Here is a 20344-nt window from a genome sequence, read left to right as displayed (position 1 = left end):
TTTTACTATGTTCCTTACATATAAAAGTTTTTAGAAAGAGCCTGATGTAAGTATAGTGAGGAAGAAAAGTTGATTTTTCATTTCTAAAAACTGTATATTGAAGAGGAATATTCCTATATACGTAAAGGAGGGCTATAAATGAAACTAATGGAACAACAGTTACATGAGTTAGGTGGTTTGCGAGTACATATTATTCCGACTGATAAATATAAAACAAATACTTTTGTATTTCGTTTTAAAGCACCTTTAAATGAGGAGACGGTGACAGAGCGTGCCCTATTGCCATACGTATTGCAAAGTGCGACAGAAAAACTTCCTTCTGTAATTCGTCTTCGTCAATATTTAGAAGAATTATATGGATCTTCTTTGGCAGTAGATGTAAGTAAAAAAGGAGAAGACCATATCATCTCTATTTATGTAGACATTGCAAATGAAGTATATTTACATGATGCACCACCGTTATTTGAAAAAGCACTTTCTATGTTATCGGATATAGTTTTACATCCAGCAACAGAGGGGAATAGTTTTCTACCTTCTATTGTAGAAAGTGAAAAGAGAGCGCTCTTGCAACGAATTGAAGCTACGTATGATGATAAAATGCGCTATGCAAACGAGCGTTTAATTGAAGAAATGTGCAAAGTAGAACCGTATCGATTAAGTGCAAATGGAAAAAAAGAGAGTGTTGCATCTATTACAAATGAAAGTTTGTATCAATATTATCAAAAAGTGTTAGCGGAAGATGAAATGGATCTATACATTATTGGTGATATTTCAGAAAACGCAGTTGATCTTGTAAGTAAGTATTTTTCTATTTCAGCGCGTCCTGTGAGAGAAAGAAATGTACTTCTTCATAAGAGAAATAATGAAGAAAAAGAAGTTGTGGAAAAACAAGAATTAAAACAAAGTAAATTACACATCGGTTATCGTACGTTTATTACGTATAAAGACGAAGATTATTTTGCACTGCAATTGTTCAATGGACTGTTTGGAGGATTCTCTCATTCAAAGTTATTCGTTAATGTTCGTGAAAAAAATAGTTTAGCGTACTATGCAGCATCCCGCTTTGAAAGTCATAAAGGCTTATTGTTTGTCATGTCAGGAATCGAAGCGAAAAATTATGAAAAAGCTGTTGAGATTATTAAAGAACAAATGTTGGCGATGCAAAATGGTGATTTTTCAGAAGAAGAGATGCATCAAACGAAAAGTGTTATTCAAAATCAAATATTAGAGGCGATTGATACACCGCGCGGATTTGTGGAAATGCTGTATCATGGTATTATTTCAGACCGTACGCGTCCGGTTGAAGAATGGCTTTCAGGTATTGAAAGTGTGACGAAAGAAGAGATTGTGAAAGTTGCTAAAAATATTGAACTAGACACAATTTACTTTTTACATGGAACGGAGGGAGAATAAATGGAGAAAATTGTTTATGAGCAATTAAAAGAGACACTCTATTATGAAAAACTTCCTAATGGATTAGATGTATATATTTTACCGAAGCAAGGATTTAATAAAACATTTGCAACGTTTACGACAAAATATGGTTCTATGGATAATACATTCGTACCACTAGGTAAAGAAGAAATGATTCGTGTGCCTGATGGAATTGCTCATTTTCTTGAGCATAAATTATTTGAAAAAGAAGATCACGATGCTTTCCAATTGTTTAGTAAACAAGGAGCATCAGCAAATGCTTTCACATCTTTCACAAGAACAGCTTATCTGTTTTCATGTACATCAAATGTAGAACAAAATTTAAATACATTGTTAAACTTCGTACAAGAGCCTTACTTCTCTGAAAAAACAGTTGAAAAAGAGAAGGGGATTATTGGGCAAGAAATTCAAATGTATCAAGATAATCCAGATTGGCGCTTATACTTTGGATTAATTGATAGCTTGTTTGTAAAGCACCCAATTAAAATTGATATCGCAGGGACAATCGAGTCTATTAGTAAAATTACGAAAGACTTATTATATGAATGTTATGAAACATTTTATCATCCGAGCAATATGTTATTATTCGTTGTGGGGGCAATTGATCCAGAGGAAACAATGGATTTAGTACGTGAAAATCAAGCGAAAAAAGATTATAAAAACCAGTCAGAAATTGTACGTTCATTTGAGGAAGAACCTGATGAGGTAAATGAAAAGAAGAAAATTATTTCCATGCCTGTACAAACACCGAAATGTTTAGTTGGTATTAAAGCGACAAATTTAAAAGAAAAAGGGAAAGCCCTTTTAAAACAAGAAATTGCGCTTACGTTACTTTTAGATTATTTATTTGGGAAAAGCTCCGTTCATTACGAATCTTTATATAATGAAGGTCTTATTGATGATTCGTTCTCGTATGATTATACGGAAGAGAATAACTTCGGTTTTGCAATGGTTGGCGGCGATACGAAGCAACCTGATGAGCTGGAAGAGCGTTTGAAAAGCATTTTACTAAATACAAATTATGATCAATTAGATGAGGCGGCATTAGAACGAGTAAAGAAAAAGAAAATAGGTGGCTTTTTACGCTCGTTGAATTCGCCAGAATATATCGCGAATCAATTTACACGATATGCGTTTAATGAATCTAGTCTGTTTGAGGCATTGACTGTATTAGAAAGTCTAACTGTTCAAGATTTACAAGAAGTAGCTAAATTATTATTATCAGAAGAAAGAATGAGTGTTTGTCAAGTTTTACCGAAAAAATAAAAGGTTTCATAATAATACCCTCATCTTATCATTGATAAATTGTAAGATGAGGGTATTATTTACCCCGCATTAACGGGCAGTAAGACCCCCCACTTAAAAATTCAGTGAAAGCACAGAAGTAGGTGGGGGGATCAACTGCCCGTAAAAGCCCGATTGGTTCAACTAATAATCAGTGGGGGATGTTCATCCACCCACTGATTAAAGTTTCACTTTATTTATAGGAAAAAGATTTTGTTGAGATAAGAGAGGAATTGTATGAAGAAGTATGCATTAGTAACTGGAGGAAGCGGAGGGATTGGCTCTGCTATTTCAAAACAATTAATTCAAGATGGATATACAGTATATGTTCATTATAATAACGGTGAAGGGCAAGTGAATGAGTTACAGAAAGAGTGGGGGGAAGTGATTCCTGTTCAAGCGGATTTAGCTTCTAGTGATGGAGCGGAGCAATTGTGGGAACAAATTGAACATCCTCTTGATGTTATCGTATATGCAGCTGGGAAGAGTATTTTTGGACTCGTAACAGATGTAACGAACGATGAATTAAATTATATGGTAGAACTTCAAGTGAAGAGCATCTATAAACTATTATCAATGGCACTGCCATCAATGATTCAGCGGAGAAGCGGTAATATTGTACTTGTTTCGTCTATATGGGGCCAAATCGGCGCATCATGTGAAGTGCTTTATTCGATGGTAAAAGGTGCACAAAATTCATATGTGAAAGCATTAGCAAAAGAAGTTTCATTAAGTGGAGTAAGAGTGAACGCGGTAGCACCAGGTGCAATTGAAACGGAAATGTTAAACGTATTTTCAGAAGAGGATAAGAATGAAATTGCTGAAGAGATTCCGTTAGGACGATTAGGATTACCAGAAGAAGTAGCGAAAACAGTGTCATTTCTCGTGTCACCAGGTGCCTCTTACATAACTGGACAAATTATCGGAGTGAATGGCGGTTGGCATTGCTAAAAAATTTTTACATAAAAAATAAAAAACTGTACAAATTAAGCATGATTCTATTACTAAGTAGTGAGGTGCTTAAACATGTCAGTTTTAGATAATTTTGATCAATGGAAGAGCTTTTTAGGAGAACGTTTAGAACAAGCATCAGGAAAAGGTCTTGATGGTGGTGCTGTATCAGATATGGCATTTCGTGTTGGAGATTATTTAGCAAATGAAGTAGAAGCGCGCAACGATCAAGAGAAATTATTGTCTGAGCTTTGGAAAGTCGCTGATGAACAAGAGCAACATACAATCGCAAACTTAATGGTGAAGTTTGTACAGCATAAGTAAAAAATAGAGAGGAGATTCTCCTCTCTATTTTTTTTGTATAATAATAACGCAGGATAGATTATACATTTAGCTTCCCTATTAAGGTGAAATCATATAATATAGTACGTAGGTGTAAAGTAAGCAAGGGGAGTGATCTTGGATGATTGAATGGTATTTTGAATATGAAATACATAAAAACCGACCTGGCTTGCTTGGTGACGTTTCTTCGTTAATCGGTATGCTCGGCATTAATATTGTCACAATTAATGGTGTAGATAATGCACGACGTGGATTACTCCTTATGTGTGATAATCAAGAGCAAATCTCTAGACTTGAATCAATTTTAAATACGATGGATAACATAACGGTAACGAAATATCGTCCGCCAAAGCTAAGAGATAAGCTAGCGGTTAGACATGGTAGGTACATACAACGAGATGCAGATGATAAGAAGACATTTCGATTTGTACGTGATGAATTAGGGTTACTTGTAGACTTTATGGCTGAAATAATGAAAAAAGAAGGTCATAAACTAATCGGGATACGAGGAATGCCTCGTGTCGGAAAAACAGAATCCATTGTTGCCGCAAGTGTTTGTGCAAATAAAAGATGGTTATTTGTATCATCTACTCTTATTAAGCAAACTGTTCGTAGTCAATTGATTGAAGATGAGTATAGCGACGACAATATTTTTATCTTAGATGGAATCGTGTCAACAAAGCGTGCTAACGAAAGGCATTGGCAGCTTGTTCGTGAAATTATGAGATTACCTGCAACGAAAGTTGTGGAACATCCTGACGTATTTGTGAGTCAGTCAGAATACACATTGGATGATTTTGATTATATTATCGAGTTGCGTAACGATTATGATGAAGAAATCCAATATAATTTAGTAGATGAAATTGAGCAAGGTACGCAAAATAATTTCTCTATGTTTGACTTTTAAAGAAATATTGAGGTGTTAGTAGTGACAGAATTAGGACAAAAGCTGAAAGAAGCAAGAGGAACGAAGGGCTTGTCTATGGATCAGCTGCATGAGATTACAAAAATTCAAAAACGCCATTTAGTAGCGATTGAGGAAGGCAATTATGATGTATTGCCCGGAGCTTTTTATGCGCGTGCATTCATTAAACAATACGCAGATGCGGTTGGGTTAAATGGAGAGGAACTGCTTGTAGAATATCAGAGTACGATACCACAATCTGAAAAACGCGACGTTCCACAAGTATCAACAGGACAGAAAACGCAAGAAACAATGCAAAAATCTTCATCATGGCCAATTGCAGATCATATGCCGAAAGTTTTAGTTGCGCTATTAGTAATTGCATTTGGAGTGGTAATTTGGTTTGTTTTCCAAGCGTTAACTGGAAAAGGTGATGAGAAAGTTCCGAATGCTCAAAGTGAGAAAATTGAAGTTAAAAAAGCAGAAAACTCTCCGTTAGATACGAAGAAAGATGAAGTGAAAGCGGAAGAGCCGAAAAAAGAGGAACCAAAGAAAGAAGAGCCAAAGAAAGAGGAACAACCAGCACAACCAACGGGACAAGAAGAAGTAAAAGTAGTTGGTACAACTGGTAAAGTATCTACTTTGGAAATTCATAACAATAAAACATTAGAACTGGAAATATCGGGTAAAGGTGCGAGCTATGTAGATGTTAAAGATGATGCGGGGAATGTGATTCTAAACGCTACAGTACAAGAGGGCCAAATAGAAAAACGTGATGTATCAACATTAAAAGAAGTGCGACTTAATATTGGGAATGCAACGAATGTTGAAGTTAAACTGAATGGCCAAGTGGTCGCTTATCCATTGAATCCAGAAAAAGAACTTCACCAAAGATTGGTGATAAAAAACCAAGGGATAGGGCAACCTGCACAATAATAGTCATCGCCTCGATGACTTTTTTCAATGAACAAATGTTTTTGATATGATGGAGGAATAGCTGTGAATTTACCAAATAAAATTACAATATCTAGAATCTTCTTAATTCCAGTTTTTATGGTAATTATGTTAGCGCCCTTTGATTGGGGTTCATACACAATTGGTGATGTTGATTTACCAATTCAACATTTAGTAGGGGCACTTATCTTTATTATTGCTTCGGCTACAGATTGGATTGATGGACATTACGCAAGAAAGTATAATCTTGTAACGAATTTAGGGAAGTTTCTTGACCCGTTAGCTGATAAATTACTTGTTTCAGCAGCACTTATTACATTAGTTGAGATGCAATACGTACCTGCTTGGATCGTTATTGTAATTATCAGCCGTGAGTTTGCAGTAACTGGTTTACGTCTTGTACTTGCTGGAACAGGAGAAGTAGTGGCAGCAAATCAGTTAGGGAAAATTAAGACGTGGACACAAATTATTGCAATTGCGGCGTATTTATTACACGATGTACCTTTAAATTTAATCCATATCCCAGTTGCTGATATTTTCATATGGATTGCATTAATCTTTACTGTTATTTCAGGGTGGGATTATTTCTGGAAAAATAGAGCTGCTTTTGTAAACTCAAAATAGAAGTTTATGGGGGAATTGGGATGAATGCTGAAATTATTGCGGTTGGAACTGAATTATTACTTGGACAAATTGCAAATACAAATGCCCAGTTTTTATCTGAAAAGTTAGCTTCAATCGGAATTAATGTGTACTACCATACTGTAGTTGGAGATAATAACAAGCGATTACAGCAGGCGATTGAAGTTGCGGAAGAACGTGCTGACATACTTATTTTCACAGGTGGATTAGGCCCGACAAAAGATGATTTGACGAAAGAAACGATATCTTCTAGTTTGGGTGAAGAGCTTGTATATGATGAAAAGGCATTAGCATCGATAAGCGAGTACTTTAAGCGTACAGGTCGCGAGTTCACAGAGAATAATAAAAAGCAAGCGCTCGTTTTGAATGGAGCAACTGTATTTGCGAATGATCACGGCATGGCACCTGGTATGGGGCTAAATAAGAACAGGAAAGTTTATATTTTATTACCAGGACCACCGAAAGAGATGAAGCCGATGTATATAAGTTATGTAGAGCCTTTTTTACGTAACTTTACAACAGGAGAAAACATTTATTCTCGTGTGCTTCGCTTTTTCGGGATTGGGGAATCTCAATTAGAAGTGAAAGTTCAAGATTTAATTGATGGACAAACGAACCCGACAATCGCCCCCCTTGCGAATGATGGAGAAGTGACACTACGTTTAACTGCCAAACATCAAAATGCTGATGAAGCTGCGAAACGCATTCAGCATATGGAAGATTTGATTTTAGAAAGAGTAGGAAAATTTTTCTACGGGTATGATCAAGAGTTTCTGCATGATAAGGCAATAGAGTTATTGAAGAAAAAAGGATTAACTTTAGCGTGTGCAGAAAGTTTAACCGGTGGTCTCTTCGGCAATCAAGTAACAGAAAGTGCTGGTGTGTCTTCAGTATTTAAAGGCGGTGTCATTTGTTATCATAATGATGTGAAGCAACATGTTTTACATGTACCTGCGGAAGTGTTGTCTACTGATGGTGCAGTTAGTAAAGAATGTGCTCGTTATCTTGCTGAAAATGTTAAGGGCTTATTAAAAGCGGATATCGGAATTAGTTTCACTGGGGTAGCAGGACCGGATGCTTCAGAACATAAAGAGCCGGGAACAGTATTCGTTGGATTGGCGATGAAGGATGAACCAACTGTAGTCTTTCCTCTTATTTTAAGTGGAAGTCGTCAACAAATTAGGGAACGTTCGGTGAAATATGGATTTTATCATTTATATAAAAAGCTAGAAGAGATATAAGTTTCTTCTAGCTTTTTTTATGGTTAAACTCATTTTTATTTAATGGAAAATAAAAAAATCGAATAAATGTTCGATTTTGTTGGCAAATTGAATTGAAAATAGGTATAATAAGATTAGCAATTCAGTTAAGGAGGAATTTTGAATGAGTGATCGTCAAGCGGCGTTAGATATGGCGTTAAAACAAATAGAGAAGCAATTCGGTAAAGGTTCAATTATGAAATTAGGAGAACAAGCGGAGCGTAGAATTTCTACAATTTCAAGTGGTTCTTTAGCACTTGATGTGGCATTAGGGGTAGGCGGATACCCACGTGGCCGTATTATCGAAATTTATGGACCAGAAAGTTCAGGTAAAACAACAGTTTCATTACACGCAATCGCGGAAGTACAGCGTCAAGGTGGACAAGCAGCGTTTATTGATGCGGAGCATGCAATGGATCCTGTATATGCACAAAAATTAGGCGTTAACATAGATGAATTACTATTATCACAACCTGACACAGGAGAGCAAGGACTAGAAATCGCAGAAGCACTTGTACGAAGTGGCGCGGTTGATATTATCGTAATTGACTCTGTAGCAGCTCTTGTACCGAAAGCTGAGATTGAAGGAGACATGGGGGACTCACACGTAGGTCTACAAGCTCGTTTAATGTCTCAAGCACTTCGTAAGCTGTCAGGTGCAATCAATAAATCAAAAACAATTGCAATCTTTATTAACCAAATTCGTGAAAAAGTTGGGGTTATGTTCGGAAATCAACCACAAGTTGCTTAATCAGAGCGTAGTACTTGAATCTTTATTTGTCTTCTTCATTTAAGTCTTTATAAGGGATTTCTTATAAGGAGAGATTAAGGTGGCAGTGACAATTGGAAATAGAACTTATCGAAACATAGAACAATGGCAAGTGGATTTTATCACGACACATGCGGAGAGAAAATTAAAAGATATAGGTAAAGAAATTAATCTTGATGAAAGGCGAGTAGGTGAAATATTAAAGTTACTCGGAATTAAAAGAACCAGACATAGGAAGGTTTATTTACCTAAAACCGCAGAAGTTGAACAGGAGTTAAAAAATCCATATTTATCACATGTTGAAATTGCCGTTAAGTATGGCGTATCCGATACATGTGTTGCTAAAAGGAGAAAAGAGCTTAATGTAAAGGTCAGAAAGAAAAATTATGATACTTTACTGGAACAACAGGTTGAACAGATATTATTAAGCTTAGATCTGGCGTTCATTAAGCAAAAAAGAATCGATAAGTGGTCTATTGATTTCTACTTAGGTAGAAAATATTGTTTAGACGTCCATGGGAAATGGGCACACTCACTCAAAAAAATAAAAGAACGAGATAAAAGAAAACTTTTATTTATGGAAGAGAGCTGCTATAAATATCTTGTTATACATGAAGAAGAGTTAGTAAATAAAGAAAAAGTCGCACAAAAGATTAAGGAGTATACCATGGGTTTCCCTTGCTAGTGATAGCATGTTAAAAAACCTTGTGAACCTTATTGCCTAAGGGTGTAACTATTTATATAGTTGCTAACGGTGAAGCCCACCATTATTTAGGGTAATACCGTGCCAAGCTTCATATTTATATGGGGAAGGTGTAGAGACTACCGAAAAGGACTTTTAGTTAACTGAGTAGGGTACGGCAGATGATAGGCTACTGCTGGAAGTGCAAGGCTCTCTGTAAAGAGATGAAGAGATAGTCCGGACTATAGAGATGGAAAATCTATAGATAGTGCCAGAAACAACTCCAGGTGGTCGTGCGTTGAAATTCTATTCAACAGTTCGTCTTGAAGTACGTCGTGCGGAGCAATTAAAGCAAGGCAATGACATCGTTGGTAATAAAACAAAAGTAAAAGTAGTTAAAAATAAAGTGGCACCACCATTCCGTGTTGCTGAAGTTGATATTATGTATGGAGAAGGTATTTCAAGAGAAGGTGAAATCTTAGATATGGCTTCTGAACTTGATATCGTTCAAAAGAGTGGTGCTTGGTACTCTTATAATGAAGAGCGTTTAGGGCAAGGTCGTGAAAATTCGAAGCAATTCTTAAAAGAGAATACGGATTTAAGAGAGGAAATTGCCTTCTTTGTTCGTGACCATCACGGAATTGGTGAAGACTCTGGTGCTGAAGACACGGAAGATTCAAATCTTCAAGATTAAAAAATAAAAGACACGGTTCCGTGTCTTTTATTTTTTAATCATTATGAAAGCGTTGTATATCATTGGAGATAAAATATTTAATCTGCCTAAAAGGCTATGTATAAAGAGGGATATATGCATGTTTTGTATGCATAAACTGGAATTTACTAAGGTTTTCCAGGATAATATGCTGTCTTCTTTTTAAATTCATATATGAATTAGGGCTGAAGGTAAAGAAAGTAAAAGTAGACAACGCTTGACAATGAAAATTGCGATAGATACAATGAGAATGTATATTTTTTCTTATATACGAAACACTCTTCTCAAGAAGAGAAGTAATATTCGGAGTAAGACTTAAATCTTGCCGAAATAATAATATGACATTTTAATTGTGAAATGAAGAAAGTCCCTTAAAAAAGCGGGACGACGGTCTTTGCTGTATGTTGGTATTCAATGTACATGCCGACAGTCTTTTTTCATTCATAGCAAGGGGAGGTGAAATCATGAGTAGTACAGTTTGGATACTCATCTCCATTTTGCTTGCAACAGTCGGTGCAGTTGTTGGCTTTTTTGTTCGAAAGTCTATTGCTGAAGCGAAGATTAATGGTGCAGCTAATGAAGCGAAACGTATTCTAGACGAAGCGAATCGTGAGGCTGAAGCACTTAAGAAAGAAGCGCTTTTAGAAGCAAAGGATGAAATTCATACACTTCGTACAGAAGCTGAATTAGAAATTCGTGACCGTAGAAGCGAATTACAAAAACAAGAAAATCGTTTAATGCAAAAAGAAGAGAACCTTGATCGTAAAGACGAAACGCTCGATAAACGCGAGCAACAGTTAGAAAAGAAAGAGGATTCTTTTGTAGCGAGACAACAACAGATTGAAGAGTTGGAAAGCAAAGTGGGAGAGTTAGTTCAAAAGCAACAAACAGAATTAGAGCGCATTTCCAATCTGACACGCGAACAAGCGAAAGCAATTATTCTTGGTAAAGTAGAAAGTGAAGTTTCTCATGAAATTGCCGTAATGGTAAAAGAAAGTGAAGTTCGTGCGAAAGAAGAAGCGGATAAGAAAGCAAAAGAGATTTTATCTCTTGCAATGCAAAGATGTGCAGCTGATCATGTTGCTGAAACAACCGTTTCGGTTGTAAATCTTCCAAATGACGAAATGAAGGGACGTATTATCGGACGTGAAGGTCGAAATATTCGTACGTTAGAAACGTTAACAGGTATTGACCTAATTATCGATGATACACCAGAAGCAGTTATCCTTTCTGGATTCGACCCAATTCGTCGTGAAACAGCTCGTATCGCTCTTGATAAACTAGTACAGGACGGACGTATTCACCCAGCGCGTATTGAAGAGATGGTCGAAAAATCAAGACGTGAAGTGGACGAGTATATTCGCGAAGTCGGAGAGCAAACAACGTTTGAAGTGGGTGTTCACGGATTACATCCAGATTTAATTAAGATTTTAGGTCGTTTAAAATACCGTACAAGTTACGGACAAAACGTCTTAAAACATTCTATGGAAGTTGCATATTTAACTGGACTTATGGCAGCGGAGCTTGGTGAGGATGAAAAACTAGCAAGACGTGCTGGTCTATTACATGATATCGGTAAAGCAATTGATCATGAAGTAGAAGGTAGCCACGTTGAAATTGGTGTCGAACTCGCAACGAAGTATAAAGAGCATCCTGTAGTTATAAACAGTATTGCATCTCACCATGGGGACACAGAACCAACTTCTATCATTGCAGTTTTAGTTGCAGCAGCAGATGCATTATCAGCTGCAAGACCTGGAGCTCGTAGTGAAACACTTGAGAACTATATTCGTCGTCTTGAAAAGTTAGAAGAGATTTCAGAGTCTTATGAAGGCGTAGAAAAATCCTTCGCAATTCAAGCAGGACGAGAAGTTCGTATTCTGGTAAAACCAGATACAATTGATGATTTAGAAGCTCATCGTTTAGCTCGTGATATTCGAAAACGTATTGAAAATGAACTGGATTACCCAGGACATATTAAAGTAACTGTTATTCGTGAAACACGTGCAGTGGAATACGCAAAATAAAGTGGTGAAACACCACTTTATTTTTTTGTGTTGGAATTGGTTAAAATAAAGGAAATTAGTTATACCTAGTATATAAGTGAAACAAACTTATAATAAATATATTGTAAGGAAATCACTTGAAGCTATAGTAATAAAAAATGTAGTACATAGGAAGGGTAAGACATATGAGAATATTATTTGTTGGGGATGTAGTAGGATCTCCTGGTAGAGGTATGATTCAACAATACGTACCGGCATTAAAAAAGAAATATACACCTACAGTAACCATTATTAATGGAGAAAATGCAGCAGGTGGACGTGGAATTACGGAAAAAATATATCGAAACTTTTTAGAATGCGGGGCACAAGCGGTTACACTTGGAAACCACGCTTGGGATAACCGTGAAGTATTTGAATTTATTGATGACGCAAAATATCTTGCAAGACCAGCTAACTTCCCAGAAGGAACTCCAGGAAAAGGACTTATCTTTGTGAACTGTAATGGAACAGAAGTTGCAGTTATTAACTTACAAGGACGTACATTCCTTCCTCCGATTGATTGCCCATTCCGTAAAGTGGATGAATTGATTAACATTGCAAAAAAACGTACGAATATTATCTTTATTGATTTTCATGCGGAAACTACAAGTGAAAAACAAGCGTTAGGTTGGTATGTAGATGGTCGTGCTACGGCAGTAGTGGGTACACATACACATGTTCCTACAGCAGATAATCGTATTTTACCAAGCGGAACCGCATATATCACAGATGTTGGTATGACAGGGCCTTACGATGGGATTTTAGGTATGGATCGAGAAGCGGTATTGAAGAAGTTTTTAACAAACTTACCAGTACGATTTGAAGTGACAAGTGGTAGAACACAATTAAGTGCAGTGTTAGTTGATGTGGATCCTAATACAGGAAAAGCTAAGAAAATCCAGCGTATCTTAATTAATGATGATCAGCCATTTTTTGAGTAATTCCTGGATAGAATTTAGAAAAGTTATTATTTTTTAATTTTTTAGAAAAATTACAGAAATTTAGCAGGAATACGCGTCATTCCTCGTGAATATAAGTTAAAGTAAAATAATTGCTAATACTTTTTATAGAAACGAGGAGGAAACGCGGAATGGAAATATTAAAAGTTAAAGCAACGTCGGTCCCTAATTCTGTAGCTGGTGCACTTGCAGGTGTTATTCGCGAACGCGGAACAGCAGAAATTCAAGCCATTGGTGCTGGTGCATTGAACCAAGCGGTAAAGGCAGTAGCAATTGCAAGAGGATTTGTAGCGCCTAGTGGTTTGGACCTGATTTGTATCCCAGCGTTCACAGATATTATGATTGATGGGGAAGAGCGTACAGCAATAAAATTAATTGTAGAACCTCGTTAAGTTTAAACAACCTGTTTGCAGTATGCAAACAGGTTGTTTTTGTAATGGAGGAATGGAAATGAAAATTTTTGATGCTCATTGTGATGTACTCTTTCAGTTATGGAGTGCACAGGGGAAAAAGGATTTTAAAAACGATCCGCAATTACATATTACATTTGAACAGTTAAAGAAAAGAAAAGGAAGTATACAATGTTTTGCTATATATGTGCCAGAAACGGTGCTATATGAAAAACGATTTGAAGCGGCATTACAAATGGTAGATATTTTTTATAATGAAATTTTATCATTACCGGGTGTAAAGTTTATTCAGACAAAAGATGATATTAACATGTTAAAACAGGACGAGATTGGAGCGATATTAACACTAGAAGGATGCGAAGCAATTGGAAAAGATGCAATGAAATTACGGTTGTTTTATCGTCTAGGAGTACGTTCTTTTGGACTAACATGGAATTATGCCAATTTATTAGCTGATGGTGCGCTAGAGACACGTGGGGCGGGTTTAACGACCTTTGGTAAACATGTTGTACAAGAACTTAATACGTTACATGTATGGACTGATGTGTCGCATCTGAATGAAAGAAGCTTTTGGGATGTGATAGAAATTGCAAAAAATCCTATTGCCTCCCATTCAAATTGTATGAAACTTTGTCAGCACCCACGTAATTTAAACGATGAACAACTTAGAGCTCTTATAAAGCGAAATAGCATGATTGGTGTTACTTTCGTACCACAGTTTCTAATAAGTGAAAAACAAGCGAATATAGCAGATATAGTAAAACATATTGAATATATTTGTTCATTAGGTGGAGAGAACAATATAGGGTTTGGTTCGGATTTTGATGGGATATTAGAAACAGTTGTAAATGTATCAGCGTATGGAGAATATGAAAATGTAATTAATGAGCTTTGTAAACACTATGCTGCATCTACAGTAGAGCGATTTTTATATGATAATTTTGTTGATCATATAAGCTTTTAAGATTTTTGTTTTAAAAATCCAGAAAAATTAGAATTAATTCATTTGATATTATTGCTTTTTTTAAGACCTAATACTAGAATGAAAAACAAAATAGCTTTATACTAAAGATTCAGGGAAATCAGAAGAGGCATAATTTGCGTCCGTTGTAGTTTATTTGTATAAAAAATGCTAAACTATTACTGTAAAAAAATACACTACAATGAATGCAGCCAAAAGGGGTGTAGGAGATGATTAGTCAACTTTCATGGAAAGTTGGAGGCCAACAAGGTGAAGGAATTGAAAGTACAGGAGAAATCTTCTGTATTGCATTAAACCGATTAGGATATTACCTATACGGTTACCGCCACTTCTCATCACGTATTAAAGGCGGCCATACAAATAATAAAATTCGCGTAAGTACAACAGAAGTACGCGCGATCTCAGATGATTTAGATATTCTAATTGCTTTTGATCAAGAAACAATTGATTTTAACTTCCACGAACTACGTCCAGGTGGAATTGTAGTTGCGGATGCGAAATTTAATCCAACAATACCTGATAATACAGATGTAAATCTATATGTGATACCGTTTACAGATATTGCTTCAGAATTAGGCACATCATTAATGAAAAACATGGTTGCTGTTGGGGCATCAAGTGCGGTATTAGGATTAGATGAAACAGCTTATTTAGATGTTGTTGAAGAAATCTTTGGTCGTAAAGGAGAGCAAGTTGTTCAAAAGAATATGGACGCAATTAAGCGCGGCTCTCAATATATGAAAGAATTGCTAGGTGAGAAAGTAAACATGATGCAGCTTGAAAAAGCTGATGGTAAGAAACGCATGTTTATGATTGGAAACGATGCAATCGCATTTGGTGCGGTAGCTGGTGGTGCTCGCTTTATGTCTGCATATCCAATTACACCTGCATCTGAAATTATGGAATACTTAATTAAAAAATTGCCAAAAGTTGGCGGAACAGTAATCCAAACTGAGGATGAAATCGCAGCTTGTACAATGGCAATCGGTGCAAACTATGCTGGTGTTCGTACATTAACTGCATCTGCTGGTCCGGGTCTATCTTTAATGATGGAAGCGATTGGTTTAGCGGGTATTACAGAAACACCATTAGTAATTGTTGATACACAACGTGGTGGTCCAAGTACAGGATTACCAACGAAACAAGAGCAGTCGGATTTAATGGCGATGATTTACGGTACGCACGGTGAGATTCCAAAAATCGTAATGGCGCCAAGTACAGTTGAAGAAGCTTTCTATGATATTGTAGAAGCATTTAACCTAGCTGAAGAATATCAAGTACCTGTTATTTTCTTAACGGATTTACAGCTTTCTTTAGGAAAACAAACTGTAGAACCGCTTACGTTAGATAAAGTGGAAATTCGTCGCGGTAAGCTTGATTTAGAAGCGGAATTACCAGAACGTGAAAATAAAGCATACTTCAAGCGTTATGAAGTAACCGAAGATGGCGTTTCACCACGTGTTTTACCTGGTATGAAAAATGGTGTTCACCATGTTACAGGTGTAGAACATGATGAAACTGGTAAACCATCTGAATCAGCAATAAACCGTAAAGATCAAATGGACAAACGTTTCCGTAAAATGGAGAACTTGAAGTTTAACACCCCTGTCTATAAAAATGTTAAGCATGAAGAAGCGGACGTATTGCTTGTTGGATTTAACTCAACTCGTGGTGCGATCGAAGAGGCAATGGAGCGCTTAGAACAAGAGGGTATGAAAGTAAACCATGCTCATGTGCGTTTAATTCACCCGTTCCCAACAGCTGAAATCGATCCACTTGTGAAAAATGCGAAGCGTGTTGTAGTAGTAGAAAACAATGCAACAGGTCAGCTTGCTAACATTATGAAAATGAATCTTGGTAACGGTGAGAAAATTTCTAGTCTTTTAAAATATGATGGGAACCCATTCTTGCCGAAAGAGATTTACAACGAATGCAAAAAAGGGGTTGTATTAAATGGCAACATTTAAGGACTTTCGTAACAGTGTAAAACCAAACTGGTGCCCAGGTTGCGGAGACTTCTCGGTGCAAGCTGCAATTCAACGTGCGGCAGCTAACGTTGGCTTAAATCCAGATGAACTTGCTGTTATCTCCGGTATCGGCTGTTCAGGTCGTATTTCGGGTTATATTAATTCATATGGTGTGCATAGTATTCATGGTCGTGCCCTTCCAATTGCACAAGGTGTGAAAATGGCAAATCGTGATTTAACAGTTATCGCATCAGGTGGTGACGGTGATGGATTTGCGATTGGTATGGGACATACAATCCATTCTATTCGTCGTAACATAGACATTACGTACATCGTAATGGATAACCAAATTTACGGATTAACAAAAGGGCAAACTTCACCGCGTAGTGAAGCTGGATTTAAAACGAAAAGTACACCACAAGGTTCAATTGAACCGTCACTAAATGTTATGGAAATGGCTTTAACAGCTGGTGCGACATTTGTGGCGCAAAGCTTTTCAAGTGATTTAAAAGAACTAACACAAATTATTGAAGCTGGTATTAACCATAAAGGATTTTCATTAATTAACGTATACAGCCCATGTGTTACTTACAATAAAGTAAATACTTACGATTGGTTTAAAGAAAATTTAACAAAACTAAGTACAGTAGAGGGATATGATCCGTCTAATCGCATGATGGCTATGCAAACGTTAATGGAAAATAACGGATTAGTAACAGGTTTAATATATCAAAATACAGCGCAACCTTCATACCAAGAACTTGTAAAAGGCTATAGTGAGAAGCCTTTAGTGCAAGCTGATTTAAATATGGATCAGAAAATGTTTGATGAACTTGTTGCTGAATTTATGTAATATAAGAAGAGGAGGTTGCCATTTGGTAACCTTTTTTTATGAGTAAAAAATATAGGGTAGTCTTATTTACTTAGAAAATTCAGAATGGTAAAATAATATATAAATCGTTGTATGAAAATGGCGAGTTCATTGCTGATGAAATGTAAGATCAGACAGAGCCTCTTTCTTGTTAAAATTGGCGCAACGCTTCATACTATGGTAATGTTTATAGGGATAAAGCAATATGCTTTTGGATAGGACAAAAAGAAGTATGAAAAGGGAATGTCTATTTGTGTGGGGAAGACTTCATTCTTATGAATGATTAGATTGATTACTCAAGTTTCAAAGGACAAGTTATCTCTCAAGCTATCTAACCATTTTTGAGGTGAGTCAAAGCGCATTAAAATGGACTATAGAGTGTGTATAGTTAAGGGTGAAAGGAGATTACCGATGAACGAGCAACAACGATTAGCAAGTCAACAAGCAAATTCCTCTACGAAAAAAGAAGAGAAAGATTATAGTAAATACTTTGAAAGTGTATACCAGCCACCTTCCTTAAAAGACGCGAAAAAACGAGGGAAAGAAGAAGTTAAAATTGAACGGGATTTTGGCTTACCTGAAGAATTTCGCAATTTTGGTACAGGAAGAAAGTTCTATATTCGTACATATGGTTGTCAAATGAATGAGCATGATACGGAAGTAATGGCGGGTATTTTCACCGCACTTGGATATGAGCCAACCTTTTCAACTGAAGATGCAGATGTAGTTTTATTAAATACTTGTGCAATTCGTGAAAATGCTGAAAATAAAGTGTTCGGTGAACTAGGTCATTTAAAGTCATTAAAAAGAAGAAATCCGGACCTTTTAATTGGTGTATGTGGTTGTATGTCTCAAGAAGAATCTGTTGTAAATAAAATTATGCAAAAAAATCAGCATGTAGATATGGTGTTTGGAACGCATAATATTCATAGATTGCCGTATATTCTAAAAGATGCAATGTTCTCGAAGGAGACGGTAGTTGAAGTTTGGTCAAAAGAAGGGGATGTAATTGAAAACCTTCCGAAAGTACGCCGTGGTGATATTAAAGCTTGGGTAAATATTATGTATGGCTGTGATAAGTTCTGTACATATTGTATCGTGCCGTATACACGTGGAAAAGAGCGAAGCAGACGTCCAGAAGACATTATCCAAGAAATTCGTCATTTAGCTGCGAATGGTTATAAAGAAATTACGTTACTTGGCCAGAACGTAAATGCATATGGTAAAGACTTTGAAGATTTTGAATACGGACTTGGCGATTTAATGGACGAACTCCGTAAAGTTGATATTGCTCGTATTCGTTTTACAACGAGCCATCCACGTGATTTCGATGATCACTTAATTGAAGTGCTTGGAAAAGCTGGAAACTTAGTAGAACATATTCACTTACCAGTTCAATCTGGAAGCACAGATATGTTAAAAATTATGGCGCGTAAATATTCACGTGAGCATTATTTAGAACTTGTAAGAAAAATTAAAGAAGCAATTCCAAATGCAGTATTCACAACTGATATTATCGTTGGTTTCCCAAATGAAACAGATGAGCAATTTGAAGAAACGATGTCGTTATATCGTGAAGTAGGATTTGATACTGCCTTTACCTTTATTTATTCTCCGCGCGAAGGTACACCAGCTGCAAAAATGAAAGATAATGTACCGATGGAAGTGAAAAAAGAACGTCTTCAACGCTTAAATACACTAGTAAATACGTTGGCAATTGAAAAGAATAATCGTTACAAAGGTCAAATTGTAGAAGTGTTAGTTGATGGAGAAAGTAAAAATAATCCAGAAGTACTCGCAGGTTATACTCGTACGAATAAACTTGTAAACTTCGTCGCTTCAAAATCTTTAATTGGTCAGCTTGTGAAAGTAAAAGTAACGGAAGCAAAAACTTGGTCTCTTAACGGGGAATTAGTTGAAGAGCCGATTGAGGTGGAATAATAGATGAAAGCATATTCGAAAGATGAAATTGTTGAACAAGCGAAAGAATTAGCAAAAATGATTTCTGAAACAGAAGAAGTTGATTTCTTTAAGAAAGCAGAGGCGCAAATTCATAAAAATGAAAATGTAAAGCGCGCAATTGATGAAATTAAAGCACTGCAAAAACAAGCAGTAAACTTGCAGCATTACGGGAAATGGGAAGCTTTGAAAAAAGTAGAAGCTGACATTGATGCATTGCAAGATAAGTTGGATAGTATCCCAGTTGTGCAAGAATTTAAATCTTCACAAACATATGTAAATGACTTACTACAGCTAGTTGCAAGTACGATTTCTAACAACGTAACAGATGAAATATTAATTTCAACTAATGGCGATGTATTGAAGGGTGAAACGGGTGCGGCGGTAGAAAGTAAAAAAGGAAATTGTGGTTGTTAAAGAGATGTCGAATTGACATCTCTTTTTTTAGTGGGTTAAACGTAAGTTCTTCTCGAAAAAAGAATGACACATTCCGCTATTGTCACGCATATGATTAAGTGAATAGTGATTGAGGAGGGTTACGAATGTCCGAATTTAGAGAGATTATTACAAAAGCAGTGGTTGGAAAAGGACGTAAGTATACAAAGTCAACGCATACATGTGAATCGAATAATGAGCCAACAAGTATTTTAGGGTGCTGGGTAATTAACCACTCGTACGAAGCAAGAAAGAATGGAAAGCATGTGGAAATTGAAGGTTTCTATGATGTGAACACTTGGTATTCATTTGATGGTAATACAAAGACAGAAGTTGTAACAGAACGTGTGAACTACACTGATGAAGTGAGTATTGGGTATCGTGATAAAAACTTTTCTGGTGATGATTTAGAAATTATTGCTCGTGTCATTCAGCCACCAAATTGTTTAGAAGCTCTTGTATCACCAAATGGTAATAAAATTGTTGTAACTGTAGAACGTGAATTTGTAACAGAAGTAGTTGGGGAAACGAAAATTTGTGTAAGTGTAAATCCTGAAGGTTGTGTAGAATCAGACGAGGATTTCCAAGTCGATGATGATGAGTTTGAAGAATTAGATCCGAACTTTATCGTCGATGCAGAAGAAGAGTAATAGAAAGCTAGGGAGAAGTTCTTCCTAGCTTTTTACTTTACATAAGTGATGCTTGAATGAACATGATTCCTTATGAAATGTGCTATAATGAGGAAAGACTCCTGAAATAGGAGATATGGATGTCCGTGAAGTG

The 20344-nt window shown here is 36.3% G+C and carries 18 protein-coding genes and 2 pseudogenes; all 20 read left to right on the top strand.

The annotated features are described in order from the left end of the window. Positions 1-138 precede the first annotated feature (138 nt). Positions 139-1413, top strand: a complete 1275-nt coding sequence (yfmF, locus tag ILS93_RS06415; RefSeq protein WP_000772421.1) for an EF-P 5-aminopentanol modification-associated protein YfmF — start codon at positions 139-141, stop codon at positions 1411-1413. Continuing rightward, complete coding sequence (gene yfmH / locus ILS93_RS06410; RefSeq protein WP_064475027.1) at positions 1414-2700, top strand: EF-P 5-aminopentanol modification-associated protein YfmH; 1287 nt, start codon at positions 1414-1416, stop codon at positions 2698-2700. A 255-nt stretch (positions 2701-2955) separates the two neighbouring features. Then, the gene (ymfI, locus tag ILS93_RS06405) at positions 2956-3669 is read left to right on the top strand and encodes an elongation factor P 5-aminopentanone reductase (RefSeq protein ID WP_048563302.1); all 714 of its coding nucleotides are present in this window, start codon (positions 2956-2958) and stop codon (positions 3667-3669) included. Positions 3670-3744: 75 nt separating this feature from the next. Beyond that, positions 3745-3993 (top strand): DUF3243 domain-containing protein, encoded by a 249-nt coding sequence (locus tag ILS93_RS06400; protein WP_000114455.1) that lies wholly within the window; start codon positions 3745-3747, stop codon positions 3991-3993. A 139-nt stretch (positions 3994-4132) separates the two neighbouring features. Continuing rightward, positions 4133-4918: a DUF3388 domain-containing protein gene (locus ILS93_RS06395; protein ID WP_000574107.1), complete on the top strand. Its 786-nt coding sequence runs from the start codon at positions 4133-4135 to the stop codon at positions 4916-4918. A gap of 21 nt (positions 4919-4939) precedes the next feature. After that, complete coding sequence (locus tag ILS93_RS06390) at positions 4940-5851, top strand: helix-turn-helix domain-containing protein (RefSeq protein WP_064475028.1); 912 nt, start codon at positions 4940-4942, stop codon at positions 5849-5851. A 63-nt stretch (positions 5852-5914) separates the two neighbouring features. After that, positions 5915-6493: a CDP-diacylglycerol--glycerol-3-phosphate 3-phosphatidyltransferase gene (gene pgsA, locus ILS93_RS06385; protein WP_048563304.1), complete on the top strand. Its 579-nt coding sequence runs from the start codon at positions 5915-5917 to the stop codon at positions 6491-6493. A 20-nt stretch (positions 6494-6513) separates the two neighbouring features. Beyond that, positions 6514-7752 (top strand): competence/damage-inducible protein CinA, encoded by a 1239-nt coding sequence (cinA, locus tag ILS93_RS06380; RefSeq protein ID WP_088047316.1) that lies wholly within the window; start codon positions 6514-6516, stop codon positions 7750-7752. 142 nt (positions 7753-7894) lie between these two features. Continuing rightward, positions 7895-8503 (top strand): annotated as a pseudogene (gene recA, locus ILS93_RS06375) (recombinase RecA); the annotation flags it as partial. Between the two features lie 97 nt (positions 8504-8600). After that, positions 8601-9224 (top strand): PDDEXK family nuclease, encoded by a 624-nt coding sequence (locus tag ILS93_RS06370; RefSeq protein WP_222660186.1) that lies wholly within the window; start codon positions 8601-8603, stop codon positions 9222-9224. 268 nt (positions 9225-9492) lie between these two features. Next, positions 9493-9915: pseudogene (locus tag ILS93_RS06365) on the top strand (recombinase RecA family protein); the annotation flags it as partial. Between the two features lie 482 nt (positions 9916-10397). Beyond that, entirely contained in the window at positions 10398-11960 is a 1563-nt protein-coding gene (rny, locus tag ILS93_RS06360) for a ribonuclease Y (protein ID WP_064475030.1), read from the top strand. Between the two features lie 164 nt (positions 11961-12124). Beyond that, positions 12125-12919 carry a TIGR00282 family metallophosphoesterase gene (locus tag ILS93_RS06355; protein ID WP_001221093.1) on the top strand — a complete coding sequence of 265 codons (795 nt, stop codon included), beginning with the start codon at positions 12125-12127 and terminating at the stop codon, positions 12917-12919. Positions 12920-13068: 149 nt separating this feature from the next. After that, complete coding sequence (gene spoVS, locus ILS93_RS06350) at positions 13069-13329, top strand: stage V sporulation protein SpoVS (RefSeq protein WP_000404341.1); 261 nt, start codon at positions 13069-13071, stop codon at positions 13327-13329. A 58-nt stretch (positions 13330-13387) separates the two neighbouring features. Next, positions 13388-14311: a dipeptidase gene (locus ILS93_RS06345; protein ID WP_064475031.1), complete on the top strand. Its 924-nt coding sequence runs from the start codon at positions 13388-13390 to the stop codon at positions 14309-14311. 227 nt (positions 14312-14538) lie between these two features. Beyond that, complete coding sequence (locus tag ILS93_RS06340; protein ID WP_000625413.1) at positions 14539-16296, top strand: 2-oxoacid:acceptor oxidoreductase subunit alpha; 1758 nt, start codon at positions 14539-14541, stop codon at positions 16294-16296. Next, positions 16283-17149 carry a 2-oxoacid:ferredoxin oxidoreductase subunit beta gene (locus ILS93_RS06335; RefSeq protein ID WP_000190158.1) on the top strand — a complete coding sequence of 289 codons (867 nt, stop codon included), beginning with the start codon at positions 16283-16285 and terminating at the stop codon, positions 17147-17149. Before ILS93_RS06340 ends, ILS93_RS06335 begins: the two co-directional genes overlap by 14 nt. Positions 17150-17578: 429 nt before the next feature. Beyond that, the gene (miaB, locus tag ILS93_RS06330; RefSeq protein WP_001005383.1) at positions 17579-19108 is read left to right on the top strand and encodes a tRNA (N6-isopentenyl adenosine(37)-C2)-methylthiotransferase MiaB; all 1530 of its coding nucleotides are present in this window, start codon (positions 17579-17581) and stop codon (positions 19106-19108) included. 3 nt (positions 19109-19111) lie between these two features. Further along, positions 19112-19543, top strand: coding sequence for a YlbF/YmcA family competence regulator (locus tag ILS93_RS06325; RefSeq protein WP_000649386.1), 432 nt, complete (start codon positions 19112-19114; stop codon positions 19541-19543). 125 nt (positions 19544-19668) lie between these two features. After that, positions 19669-20211, top strand: a complete 543-nt coding sequence (gene cotE / locus ILS93_RS06320; RefSeq protein ID WP_001288802.1) for an outer spore coat protein CotE — start codon at positions 19669-19671, stop codon at positions 20209-20211. The last annotated feature ends 133 nt before the right edge of the window (positions 20212-20344 follow it).

The organism is Bacillus sp. 16GRE42 (assembly GCF_019837435.1).
In the GTDB taxonomy this organism is placed as follows: domain Bacteria; phylum Bacillota; class Bacilli; order Bacillales; family Bacillaceae_G; genus Bacillus_A; species Bacillus_A wiedmannii.
The sequence above is the reverse complement of the archived record's forward strand: the minus strand, read 5'-3'. Positions and strand labels throughout refer to the sequence as shown.